This window comes from Bacillus sp. AFS059628 (assembly GCF_002571225.1).
In the GTDB taxonomy this organism is placed as follows: Bacteria; Bacillota; Bacilli; order Bacillales; family Bacillaceae_G; genus Bacillus_A.
Window position 1 is genome coordinate 223,989 of the sequence record NZ_NVEC01000003.1, and the last position, 11,330, is coordinate 235,318.

Sequence of the window (11,330 nt, forward strand, 5' to 3'; positions counted from 1 at the left end):
CTTATAGAAATCCGTTTTCTTGTAAAAAGCTTTCGGTCATTGAATTTGTTCGTTTTACAGGTTTAGAAATAAAGCGTTCGATATATTTACCAATCATGTCGCACTCAATGTTTACGATGTCACCGGCGTTCTTTTCCCCAATAACAGATTCGCTTACTGTGTGCGGGATGAGTGAAATGGTAATGGAAGATTCGTCTATATCAAATATTGTTAAACTCGTTCCATCAACAGCAACGGATCCTTTATGCAAACAATAGCGTAGTAATTCATCAGCAATAGTTATTTTGTAATAGACGGCATTATAGTGTTGTTTTTTGCTTAAAATCGTCCCGATGCCATCAATATGCCCTGAAACGAAATGTCCACCAAATCGTCCATTTGCCGCCATTGCACGTTCTAAATTTACTTTACATTGCGGTTTAAGCATGCGAAGTGATGTTGATTGCATCGTTTCAGGCATTGCGTCTACTGTGAATGAAGTTGTTGTGAAACTCGTTACAGTTAAGCAAATACCGTTCACCGCGATACTATCACCTAAGTGAACATCTGATAAAATTTTATTTGCATGGATCGTTAACTTCATCGCTTCTCCGCTTTGTTGCATGTTTGCAATCGTTCCTAATTCTTCTACAATTCCTGTAAACATTCCGTCACCTCACTTCGGGCATGCGCAACAATTTTTATATCGTCGCCAATTTGTTTCATCTCTTGAATTTTCAAGGAAAGTGCACCTTGTAATGTTGAAAAACCATTGCCGCCAAATAAAGTAGGGGCATCTTTCCCACCAATTAATTTTGGGCTTATATAAGTTACAATTTCATTGAAATTGTTTGTTTGTAAGAAGCTCGCATGGACGGTTTGCCCACCCTCAACGAAAAGAGATAGGATTTGTTTTTCGCCGAGTAAATCTAAAATATCTTGTATTTCAATTTGCTTCGTTTTCATTTGGAATATCACTATATTTTCAGATTCATAAGAAGCTATTTTCTCTTTATTTACATCCTTACCAACCAAAATCCATGTCGGTGCTAAACCATCTGTTATGACATGAGAAGATGGTGGCGTTCGTAAATGAGTATCTAAAATAACGCGTATAGGATGTTTACCTCCGTTAGGAATTCTTGTTGTTAAATGCGGATTATCAGCTATAACTGTATTCACTCCAACGAGAATCGCATCATGTGTATGGCGGTATTGGTGAACATCAGCTCGTGCTTCTTCACCTGTAATCCACTTACTTTCACCAGTAACAGTTGCTGTTTTTCCGTCTAAGCTCATCGCTGTTTTTATTGTTACAAATGGACGTTTCGTTTTCATGTAGTGAAAAAAGTAGCGATTTAATAAAACTGCTTCTGCTTCCAGAACACCGGTAGTTACTTCGATGCCAGCTTCCTCTAATTTTCTTTTTCCATTACCAGAAACGAGAGGATTGCAATCAAGAGTGGCAATTACAACCCGTTTGACTCCTTTTTTGATGAGCAATTCACAGCAGGGTGGTGTTTTTCCAAAATGGCTACACGGTTCAAGTGTTACATAAACGGTAGCTCCTTTTGCTTTTTCACCAGCCATATGAAGAGCATAAACTTCTGCGTGTTCTTCACCAGCACGCAAATGAGCTCCCATACCGACAATGTTTCCATCTTTTACAATAACAGCACCAACCATAGGATTTGGACTTGTTTGTCCGGATGTTCCTTCTGCTAACTGCAGGGCAACCCTCATATATTCTTGATCTGTCATTCTCTTCACCTCTCCTGAAAAAATCAAAAAACCCCAAGGATTTTATATCCTTGGGGTTTGGGAGACGTGATTTCTAGAAATATAGTTCGAATACGAAAGTATAGGAAAGAAACCTAACGATGATTGATATTTTGGCATAAGGAAAAAACCTAGCAAAATATCGAATTTTTCAAACGCTAGTCGTATCTTTTTATTCCAGTATAGAAACATAAGTATACAAAATAAAACATATATAAAGATTCAAAATGAAACTTTAAAAATATGCATACTGAAATAAAAGTGTATTCGCTATATAAAATTACTAGAAAACATATCCTTCTCCCATCCAGACTATACTGTCGGCCCTAGAGTTTCACTAGATCCACCGTTTTCGAGTTGAAAACGGGTCACGGACTTAGAAGTTTGCACTTCATCACCGCCGGTTGGGAATTTCACCCGACCCCGAAGGATGTTGTTTGCTCAAATTATAGCACAAAAAAGAAAAAAGGCTAGTAAAAAATATTCGAATGTGAAGAATTGTGTGAAAATATATGTATGCTGGCATGAAGACAGAAGTATTAGAAATGTTGTAAGGAGAAGGGATGTAATGGAGTTGATCAAAAGAAAAAAACATGCACAAAAAAATGTGCATGTCACATGTGAAATTATTCTGCCTCTGGTGCTCTAACAACAGATTCGAATTTTCCTTTATGCGAAGCATCGCAATAAGGCATATTTTTTGATAAACCACAACGGCATAAAGAAAATGCCGGTTTTGCTGGGAATACATTCCCTTGTGAATCAACTAATTCCACGTCCCCTGTAACGCGAAAAGAGCCATTATCATTTACTTTAATTTGTACTTTAGCCAACGCTATCCCTCCTTCCCAAACGCTTAATTTCATCATATAATCAAGAGAAGTACTTGACAATATGAAAAGAGCACTTTCTTTGGGAGAGAAGAGAGTGTTATAATGTTTTTTATAACTGACTAGAGTAAGGTGACGAAAGATGGATAAACAATTACGTACATTACGAAATATTGCAAATGAGCGCACGTGGGCATCATTTTTGAATGATAATCATCCATATAGTTTGTTACACTGGTCCATTGCCGGTGTAGGACAAGAGCCAAAGGATGTTTGGTTACTTCAAGATGAGGTAACATTTCAAACGACAGAATTTCCAACACTCGATGAAGCAGTGCAATGGATTTCTGAAAATATGGAACAAGTTACAGACGTTTTAGCGCAATAAAAAACAGGCTTATGCAAGCCTGTTTTTTGTTTCTTTTACATAGGAGTTTAAAAATTGATCAACGGCTGCTTCATACTCTTCTTTATTTTCGTTATAAGAGCAAGCGTGTGCACCGTGTTCTGCAATATAAAGTTGTTTATTATTTTCCTTCGCTTCATATAGTGCTTTCGTCATATCAGCTAAAATATAATTATCATCTTTACTATGAATAAAGAGGACGGGATTGTTAATGTTTTTTATACAATCGATTGGTGAAACTTCACGAATTGTATAACCGTCACGCACTTTTAAAAAAGCATTTGCTAAAGGTAATAAAGGCCATTTAGGTAAATGGAATTCAACCTTTAAACGGTGCTGTAATTGCCCGTAGAAATCAGAAAAAGGACAATCTGCAATATAGAAATCAGCGCCATCTTCTACAAGTCCTGCATACTGAAGAAGTGTTGCAGCTCCCATCGATTCACCATGAATACCGAGTGTTATATTTGTTCCAAAACGATTTTTTAGCCAGTCAACTACAGATTTTAAATCATGTTTTTCATAGTATCCATAGCTTGTTGTTTTTCCACCAGTTTTACCATGACGACGATGATCGTAAATAATGACATTATATCCTCTGTTTAAAAATAAGTTTGCATATTTTACAGAGTTCATTTTATTTACAGTTACGCCGTGACAGAAAATCATAAATTTGTTGGAATGACCAGCAGGAATGTAATATCCGTGAAGATCATATCCGAATTGTGAAGGGATATGAATTTCTTCTTTATGAAGAGCATCAAAATCCTCTATACGAAAATGTTTTTTCGTTTCTCTTTCGAGTACTTCTTCCTCTGTTTTTTTCTTTAAGTACATCACTTTATTTGTAAAGAAAATCCCAAGGGCAGTTATCGCACCTAGTATAGTAAACAATGCTGCAAAAAAACGTTTCATACTTTACCTCATCCTCCAAATACCGTTACATGTGATACACTTATATTGTATCACAATGATAGAAAAGGGGAGAAATAGGAAATGGTGCATATACAAAAAATTACGCCAGAGATGAAAGAAACAATCCGAATGTTCATGTGTGAGAACTGGGGGAGCTCATTAATGGTTTCACGTGGAAAGGGGCATCAATTAGAAGAGTTGCCAGGATTTGTTGCGCTCTCTAATGACAGAATAATCGGAATTATAACGTATGAAGTGATTGGAAATATGTGCGAAATTGTATCGTTAGATAGCTTTGAAGAAAGAAAAGGAATAGGGACGAAACTTGTAGATTGTGTATTACAAATTGCAGAAGAAGAGCGGTGCGGTCGGGTTTGGCTCATTACAACAAATGATAATATGAATGCGTTACGTTTTTACCAAAAACGTAATTTTTTGATGACGAATTTATATGTGAATGCGGTTGATGAGGCGCGAAAAATAAAGAAAGAGATTCCACTTAATGGGTATGATAATATCCCAATTTTACATGAAATTCAATTAGAATATCGTTTAGTGTAATGATGTAACAATTTTCAGAAATATAAGTTATTAACCTTGACGAATATTGTAATTTAGGTTACCGTAAAATTGTAATCTATTACCATATTAAGGGGTGACGATGTGGCAACTATACGTGATGTTGCAAAATTGGCAGGTGTTTCAGTCGCAACCGTTTCACGAGTTATGAATGAAAAAGGATACGTTCATGAGGACACAGTAAAACAAGTAAAGGAAGCAATTGAGGAATTACGTTATAGGCCAAATAGTACAACAAAGCCATTATTTAAAGAGAATTCAACGATAATTGCATTACTTGTAGATAATCTATATGACCCATCAAACATCACTTTGCTACATTGTATGGAGGAAATAGCATATAAAGAAGGATATCAAACCATTGTTTGTAATATAGAAAATAAAGATAGATACATACATATGTTGAAGGAAAATAACGTTGCAGGTGTTATTTTGACAAAATCTGTTTTTAAAAGTATAGGAGAAATACCACTTCCGTTTGTTGTGATTAATGAAAAAAAATCCTATGCAAATTATTATGAAAGTGGCCAAAGAGCGGTGTCTATATTAAAAGAAAAAGGTTGTCACTTTCTTGCTTATTTCGGTGAGGGCGAAGATAGTGAAGAAATGGAAGAGTACATATCAGGATTTTTAGACGTTGTTTGGGAGGAAGGAATCTCTTATCGAGAAGTATGTGTACAAGGGTATACGAATAAACAGTTTATTACATTATTGCAAACTTATCCGTATATAGATGGAATTGTAACTTCAAGTGATAAGATTACTTTTGAGTTAATTCGAGCAGCAAAAAAATTAAATATCCGTATACCGGATAAATTGAGAATGATTGGACTGAACGGGAGTATAGATAGTGAATGGACAGGTCCGTCATTTATACAAATGGAAAGTTGTATCGAAGAAAATGGGAAAATAGCGATGCAACAATTAAAAGGAAAAATAAAAAAGTAAAAGGTGCGTATAAAACGCACCTTTTTATAATGTAATGGCGGCAATAAAGCCGAATATAAGTAACGGTATATTATAATGCAGAAAAGTTGGTACACATGTATCCCATATATGATGGTGTTGACCATCAGCATTTAAACCGGATGTTGGTCCAAGTGTACTATCTGATGCTGGAGATCCTGCATCGCCTAGCGCTCCGGCTGTACCGATAATTGCAATGGTGGCCATTGGACTAAATCCAAGCTGTATGCAAAGAGGTACAAAAATTGTTGTTAAAATAGGGATGGTTGAAAAAGATGAACCAATTCCCATCGTAACAAGAAGTCCAATCACAAGCATAAGAAAGGCTGCGAGTGGTTTATTATTTCCAATTATATGTGCACTTGTTTGTACAAGAGATTCAACATGTCCTGTTTTTCGAAGAACAGCGCCAAATCCAGCGGCTGCAATCATAACAAAACCGATAAAGGACATCATGCGCATTCCACTTGTTAATATCGCATCTGCTTCTTTAAGAGGTAGACTACCACTTACTGATAAGACGATAATCCCCGCTAAAGCACCGAAAATCATGGATTCTGTTGCTAATTGAACAGTTAATGTGGCAATGATAGATAATAATCCGAAAGTAATGCTACGCTTTGTATAGGGAACGATTTCATTTACGGTAGTATGAATTTGTTCTGTTTCATACGTACGAGGCTTTCGGTATGTAATGAAAACCGCTACACATAACCCGATAATCATACCGATTGCTGGAATAGTCATTGCTTTTGGAATAAGCGCGACATCAAATGTAAGACCGCTTTGCGCAGCATTTGTTTGCAATACGTCATGATAAATTTTTCCGAACCCTGCTGGAATCCACATATAAGGAGTAATCAATCCGAATGTAATAATACATGTAACAAGTCTGCGATCCACTTTCAATTCATTTAATACTTTTAAAAGTGCTGGAATTAAGATAGGGATGAAAGCGATATGAACAGGAATCACATTTTGTGAGAAACAAGCCATCGTTAAAATGATGAATAGAATAAGTATTTTAGAATAAACTTGTTTTTTCGTGTCTTGTTCATTGCCAATCCATTTTAATGCAGTTTGAATCATTGCATCAGGAAGTCCTGTTTTGGAAAGCGAAATAGCGAAACCGCCGAGCATCGCATAACTTAAAGCGATTGGAGCGCTGTTTCCAAGACCAGTTGTAAAAGTGTTAATCGTTTCTGAAATACCGAGTCCGCCGATAATTCCGCCTGTTAAAGCTCCAACAATGATGGCGACAATGACCTGGACACGTAACAAACTAAGCAATAGCATAACTGCTACTGCGACGAGTACAGCATTCATAATAAATGTAATCTCCCCAAAATTTTATTGTGTTAAGGTAAGTAAATATAAAGCACCTTGCTATATTTATACATAGTTGCGACATATTATTATAAATTGTTTTTTATGAAATGTAAAAGAGCCTTTTATTACTAATGCTGAAAAGCTAGCTCTTGTTTAATAGATTGTAAAGATTGAGCGAATAATTCTGGTTCTTCTAAATCAGGAGAATGTGCTGAATTTGGGAACCAAATCATCTTTTTTATGGGCGCTTCTATCACATCACAATACTCCTGAACGAGTGCGTAAGGAGTTTGATAATCGTAGCGACCAGAACAAAAATAAACCGGAATAGATAAACTTGAAATAGAAGAAAAGAAATCGATTGTTAGCATTTCTTCCCATAAAACGCCAGATTTCAAATTTCCTGCGAGAAATTTGAACCAATCTAATAGCGTATATTCAGGAGAAAAGAAGCCTTTTCGTATGAAAGAAAAGGAAGATCCGTTTTGAATTGCTCCTCCGAATGTACCAAGCCATTTTCTTTGAATAATAAGGCGTCTCGTATCTAAAAATGGTGGTTTTCCTAATTTCAAAAGAGACGCTAACGCTTTTTTATGATCATGTTTTTTGGCAGAACGAATTAAATGCTGATATAGCAATTCTTCGTTTTGTTTCATATGTACAATCTGACCAATACCGATGTAAGCCTCGATATACTGTGGATATTGATGTGCTATGTTAAGCCCAATAATGCTTCCCCAAGAATGACCAGCGAGAAATAGTTTCTGTTTATTGAACTTTTTAAGTACATATTGAATTACTTCTTTTGCATCGGACGCGAATTGTTCAATTGTAAAATTTGCTCCGAAATCTTTTATTGAAAAGGATTTACCTGCCCCGCGCTGATCCCAATTAATTACGATGAAGTGTTTCTCTAATTCTTTTTGAAAATGACGAATAAATCCAATTTGTGCCATGCCCGGTCCACCATGACAGCATAATAAAATAGGCTGCTCTACGTTTTGCCCGCGCATAAGGAGAGTTTGTTTTCGATTATGAATTATAACGCTTTCCATCGTAGCGATACTATTAGGAATGATTTGTTTATTTTCATTATAAAACTGAGGGGTATAGCTACGGAAAAGCATATTGAAAACCTCCTTTTCTGAAATCGTATGAATCGCACAGGCTATTCGTTTTGCATATACTGTTAGAAAATCATTGTAACATACCATACTAGTGTCATTTCAACACGGGAGGAGGGAAATTGTGACGATTGGAGAAATTATAGATTGTTTAAATAGACGTGAACCCATCGCTATTATAGCAAAACGTCTTGAAATAAGCCCGTATACATTATCGAAGAAATTAAGATTAATTGGATACGAATATGATGGAGAACAGAAGAAACGTATTTTTGTAGGAGATGGAGAAGAACCTCGTCACTTACAACTCCAAGAAGCGACAGCCCTTCAATATGAGAAAACGGATTATCAATTATTAATTTATGAACAATTACAAAGTATTTATGAGTTATTAAGAAAGAGAGAAGAAGTAATCACGCCAATTATGAGTATAAGTACAGAAAAAAAGAAACGTACTTTTTCTATTAATAAAGAAATATTAGCAAAATTAGACGTTATATCAGAATCGAAAGGAATTCAAAAATCTAAACTTGTAGAAGAGGCGTTACAACAATTTTTACAACAATATGATTTTAACAAAATATCCCATTTTGATAAATAAAGAAAAGGATACTATGTTCATTATAAGAACGAGTATCCTTTTTAGGTTTTACTAATATTGTGAATCAAGTATAAGTACGTATCCTTTATAATAAAAATTGGGATCGCATATTAAGGAAATGCTTAATTTACCTTTTGAATTCTTCCATCAATAATTGGCTGAATTGGTTCTTTTAATTGTTTTACGTAATCGACTAGCGCTTCAAAGTCGTTTGGGCCAGTTTCTGCATTCGTACCATTTTTAAATGATACAAATCCATCACCGCCAGAAGCTAAGAAAGCATTTGCAACTACGCTATACGTTTTAGATGGAGATAATTCTTCTCCGTTTGTTAAACGTATGTTTGTAACTTTTTCACCATTTGGTTTATTGGCATCCCACGTATATTGAATACCTGAAATTTGAAGCATGCGCGTCGTACCTTTTTGCCATTGCTGATTTAAAATGTCGCGAATATCTTGGCCTGTTAAATCTACTTTAATTAATTGGTTTCCAAAAGGTTGAATGCCGTATAATTCGCCCCATGTAATATCGCCAGCATCTAAGTCATTACGAATACCACCAGGATTCATAAGTGCGATTTGCGCTTGCATCGTTTGACGTTGTGCATCCGCAATTACATTCCCAAGAGTAGATTCACCAGCATCATTTTGTTTACGGTCAATAGCTGCTGTAGATTTTCCTACTACTTCATTTACAAGTGGTGCGATTTTTTCTTTATATTGATCTATTTTTTGTTTTACTTGTTTATCAGGTTCTATACCTTCATGATATGTTGTAATCACTTCAGCTTTTTTCTTTACAATATCTTTTGTTTTACGATCAATTGTTACATCTACGTCTGAGAATGCTGTTCCGTAAGAGTTCGCTTGGACAATTAGTTTATTATTTACAGTACCATTTACATACGTGTGACTATGTCCACCAAAAATAACGTCAACTTCTGGATCTGTTTCGTTTGCAATTCGAGTAAGGTCTCCGTTGGTCACGCCAGACTCATCAGTTGTTCCGCCAACATGGGCAAGGACGACGATGGATTTAACACCGAGACGCTTTAATTGTTGCGCTGATTTATTAATTGCTTCTACTTCGTCAGTGATCTGTACATTTTTAAGCATAGTAGGCATCACGACATTTGGTGTATCAGTTGTAACTACGCCGATGAATCCTACAGGAACACCATCTACCATTTTTACAGTAAATGGTGGTAAAAATAAGCGACCAGTTGATTTGTTATAGAAGTTTGCAGCGACATAAGGGAAATTTGCGCCTTTGAAATTACCTGTTTTCTCATGATACCCACCGTAAATGAGACGTTGCATTTCATTGATACCTTCATCAAATTCGTGGTTGCCGATTGTACCAACATCAAATTTTAAGTCATTTAAAAATTCAATCGTTGGTTCGTCTTGTAACAATGCTGAAACTGGTGGACTAGCTCCGACAATATCGCCAGCATGTACGAGAAGTGTATTCGGGTTTTGCTTTTTACGTTCTTTTAAATAAGTAGCTAAGTAATCAGCGCCACCAGCTTCTTTGTTATTAATTTTTTTAACAGTATCTAGTTGTCCATGGAAATCATTAATACCAAGCATCTGTACGTCTATGTAGCGGTTTTGTTCAGCTGGAGTCTGGGATGGGGGAGCGGCAAATACGGTTGAAAAGGTAATGGTGCTTAAAACGGCAACAGCAGGAATGATTTTTTTCCACATAATATAATTCTCCTTTTTTATAATCTGACATCATACGACATAATTTTAATAGATTCATAGGATTATATCTATATAAAAATTTAGTTTTTTCGAAAAATTAACATATTTACAAAAGGTGAATAATAGAGTAAAGAACCTTTTTTATTGGCGCGTTCATTGTGTATCTACTATAATGGAGAAAAAAGTAAAAGGTGAGTAGTATGAAGAAAAAGAAACAAAGACAAATGCAAAGACAATCGCAAGTGAATCAACCAAAGAAAGAGTCGCTTACATTAGGTGATCAATTAAATGATTCACTCATGCAGCAATTAAAGAATAAGAAGAAAGAATTACAAGTGAGAGAAGAGGAAAAAGTGGCAGCTGAACAGGAAAGAAAGCGCCAAGAACAAAAAGAACGTGAAAAGAATAAATCATTTGAAGAACTGTTAAGTGAAAGTAGCCTTACTTGGAAAGACTTTAAATAATACAAAAAATGATCAGTGAATACCGCTGATCATTTTTTTGACGAGCTTGTAAGAAAAGGGGAGTTTACATGAGGAAAATTGTAGTCGTTCCGCATGATAATCATTGGAACGAAAAATTTCAAATGGAGGCTGAAAGATTAAAAGCGGCGATGCCAGAAAAGGTGAAGGTTCATCATATTGGAAGTACGTCGGTGCCAGGATTGGCAGCGAAACCAATTATAGATATGATTATGGAAGTAGAGAGTATCGACAGAGTAGATAGTTGGAATGAACGTTTTGAAGAGCTTGGCTATATCGTAAAAGGGGAGAATGGTATTTCAAGACGTCGTTATTTTATTCATGGAACGGAGGAAAAACGCTCGTATCACTTACACGTGTTTGAAAAAGGAAATCCTGAAATAGTAAGGCATTTAGCATTTCGTGATTACATGATGGCTCATTGTGAAGAAGCTGAGGCATACGCAACTTTAAAGAGAGAATTAGCTGAAAAATATACATATGATGGCACGTTATATTCGGAAGGGAAAACTGAGTTTGTACGTAATGTTGATGAAAAAGCGAAGAAATGGAGAGAAAATAACGTGAATGAATGAGTTCACGTTATTATGTAAGGTGTATAAATTTATCCCGTAAAAGCCCGATTGGT

At 35.7% G+C, this 11,330-nt stretch carries 13 protein-coding genes and 1 riboswitch; of the genes, 6 read left to right on the top strand and 7 right to left on the bottom strand.

Features of this window, described 5'->3' with window-relative positions; genetic code table 11:
• Position 1 precedes the first annotated feature (1 nt).
• The 3 genes from ribE to COL05_RS30830 all read right to left on the bottom strand — a co-directional run bounded on the left by ribE (position 2) and on the right by COL05_RS30830 (position 2,591).
• On the bottom strand, positions 2 to 646 hold the full coding sequence (gene ribE / locus COL05_RS02050; RefSeq protein WP_098667393.1) for a riboflavin synthase: 645 nt from the start codon (positions 644 to 646) through the stop codon (positions 2 to 4).
• Complete coding sequence (ribD, locus tag COL05_RS02055; RefSeq protein ID WP_098667394.1) at positions 628 to 1,740, bottom strand: bifunctional diaminohydroxyphosphoribosylaminopyrimidine deaminase/5-amino-6-(5-phosphoribosylamino)uracil reductase RibD; 1,113 nt, start codon at positions 1,738 to 1,740, stop codon at positions 628 to 630. Before ribD ends, ribE begins: the two co-directional genes overlap by 19 nt.
• A 309-nt stretch (positions 1,741 to 2,049) precedes the next feature.
• Positions 2,050 to 2,193, bottom strand: a riboswitch (FMN riboswitch).
• 191 nt (positions 2,194 to 2,384) lie between these two features.
• Positions 2,385 to 2,591 carry a CDGSH iron-sulfur domain-containing protein gene (locus COL05_RS30830; RefSeq protein WP_001151582.1) on the bottom strand — a complete coding sequence of 69 codons (207 nt, stop codon included), beginning with the start codon at positions 2,589 to 2,591 and terminating at the stop codon, positions 2,385 to 2,387.
• A gap of 139 nt (positions 2,592 to 2,730) precedes the next feature.
• Here COL05_RS30830 and COL05_RS02070 point away from each other — a divergent pair, with 139 nt between their 5' ends.
• Positions 2,731 to 2,976 carry a YqkC family protein gene (locus COL05_RS02070; protein WP_098667396.1) on the top strand — a complete coding sequence of 82 codons (246 nt, stop codon included), beginning with the start codon at positions 2,731 to 2,733 and terminating at the stop codon, positions 2,974 to 2,976.
• Positions 2,977 to 2,985: 9 nt separating this feature from the next.
• On the opposite strand, the gene COL05_RS02075 is transcribed toward COL05_RS02070, so the two are convergent.
• On the bottom strand, positions 2,986 to 3,909 hold the full coding sequence (locus COL05_RS02075) for an alpha/beta hydrolase (protein WP_098667397.1): 924 nt from the start codon (positions 3,907 to 3,909) through the stop codon (positions 2,986 to 2,988).
• An 81-nt stretch (positions 3,910 to 3,990) separates the two neighbouring features.
• Between COL05_RS02075 and COL05_RS02080 the strand changes: the two genes are divergently transcribed.
• Together COL05_RS02080 and COL05_RS02085 are read left to right on the top strand one after the other, a co-directional pair.
• The gene (locus tag COL05_RS02080) at positions 3,991 to 4,470 is read left to right on the top strand and encodes a GNAT family N-acetyltransferase (protein WP_098076597.1); all 480 of its coding nucleotides are present in this window, start codon (positions 3,991 to 3,993) and stop codon (positions 4,468 to 4,470) included.
• A gap of 102 nt (positions 4,471 to 4,572) precedes the next feature.
• Positions 4,573 to 5,436, top strand: a complete 864-nt coding sequence (locus tag COL05_RS02085; protein WP_098667398.1) for a LacI family DNA-binding transcriptional regulator — start codon at positions 4,573 to 4,575, stop codon at positions 5,434 to 5,436.
• 24 nt (positions 5,437 to 5,460) lie between these two features.
• Here COL05_RS02085 and COL05_RS02090 read toward each other — a convergent pair whose 3' ends face one another.
• Positions 5,461 to 6,780: a Na+/H+ antiporter family protein gene (locus tag COL05_RS02090; protein WP_098667399.1), complete on the bottom strand. Its 1,320-nt coding sequence runs from the start codon at positions 6,778 to 6,780 to the stop codon at positions 5,461 to 5,463.
• A 131-nt stretch (positions 6,781 to 6,911) separates the two neighbouring features.
• On the bottom strand, positions 6,912 to 7,910 hold the full coding sequence (locus COL05_RS02095; protein WP_098667400.1) for an alpha/beta fold hydrolase: 999 nt from the start codon (positions 7,908 to 7,910) through the stop codon (positions 6,912 to 6,914).
• A 121-nt stretch (positions 7,911 to 8,031) separates the two neighbouring features.
• On the opposite strand from COL05_RS02095, the gene COL05_RS02100 reads away from it, so the two are divergent.
• Positions 8,032 to 8,508, top strand: a complete 477-nt coding sequence (locus COL05_RS02100; RefSeq protein WP_098076583.1) for a ribbon-helix-helix domain-containing protein — start codon at positions 8,032 to 8,034, stop codon at positions 8,506 to 8,508.
• Positions 8,509 to 8,630: 122 nt separating this feature from the next.
• Here the strand turns inward: COL05_RS02100 and COL05_RS02105 are convergent, their stop codons facing one another.
• Positions 8,631 to 10,220, bottom strand: a complete 1,590-nt coding sequence (locus COL05_RS02105; protein ID WP_098667401.1) for a bifunctional metallophosphatase/5'-nucleotidase — start codon at positions 10,218 to 10,220, stop codon at positions 8,631 to 8,633.
• A 200-nt stretch (positions 10,221 to 10,420) separates the two neighbouring features.
• Here COL05_RS02105 and COL05_RS02110 point away from each other — a divergent pair, with 200 nt between their 5' ends.
• Both COL05_RS02110 and COL05_RS02115 read left to right on the top strand, forming a co-directional pair.
• On the top strand, positions 10,421 to 10,684 hold the full coding sequence (locus tag COL05_RS02110) for a YqkE family protein (RefSeq protein ID WP_142337318.1): 264 nt from the start codon (positions 10,421 to 10,423) through the stop codon (positions 10,682 to 10,684).
• A 68-nt stretch (positions 10,685 to 10,752) separates the two neighbouring features.
• Entirely contained in the window at positions 10,753 to 11,277 is a 525-nt protein-coding gene (locus COL05_RS02115; RefSeq protein WP_098667402.1) for a GrpB family protein, read from the top strand.
• Positions 11,278 to 11,330: the final 53 nt, after the last annotated feature.

Coding starts and splice junctions, on each gene's coding strand:
- COL05_RS02105 (WP_098667401.1), bottom strand. CDS start 10,220: ATGTGGAAAAAAATCATTCCTGCTGTTGCCGTTTTAAGCACCATTACC.
- COL05_RS02090 (WP_098667399.1), bottom strand. CDS start 6,780: ATGAATGCTGTACTCGTCGCAGTAGCAGTTATGCTATTGCTTAGTTTG.
- COL05_RS02115 (WP_098667402.1), top strand. CDS start 10,753: ATGAGGAAAATTGTAGTCGTTCCGCATGATAATCATTGGAACGAAAAA.
- ribD (WP_098667394.1), bottom strand. CDS start 1,740: ATGACAGATCAAGAATATATGAGGGTTGCCCTGCAGTTAGCAGAAGGA.
- COL05_RS02080 (WP_098076597.1), top strand. CDS start 3,991: ATGGTGCATATACAAAAAATTACGCCAGAGATGAAAGAAACAATCCGA.
- COL05_RS02070 (WP_098667396.1), top strand. CDS start 2,731: ATGGATAAACAATTACGTACATTACGAAATATTGCAAATGAGCGCACG.
- COL05_RS02075 (WP_098667397.1), bottom strand. CDS start 3,909: ATGAAACGTTTTTTTGCAGCATTGTTTACTATACTAGGTGCGATAACT.
- ribE (WP_098667393.1), bottom strand. CDS start 646: ATGTTTACAGGAATTGTAGAAGAATTAGGAACGATTGCAAACATGCAA.
- COL05_RS02110 (WP_142337318.1), top strand. CDS start 10,421: ATGAAGAAAAAGAAACAAAGACAAATGCAAAGACAATCGCAAGTGAAT.
- COL05_RS02095 (WP_098667400.1), bottom strand. CDS start 7,910: ATGCTTTTCCGTAGCTATACCCCTCAGTTTTATAATGAAAATAAACAA.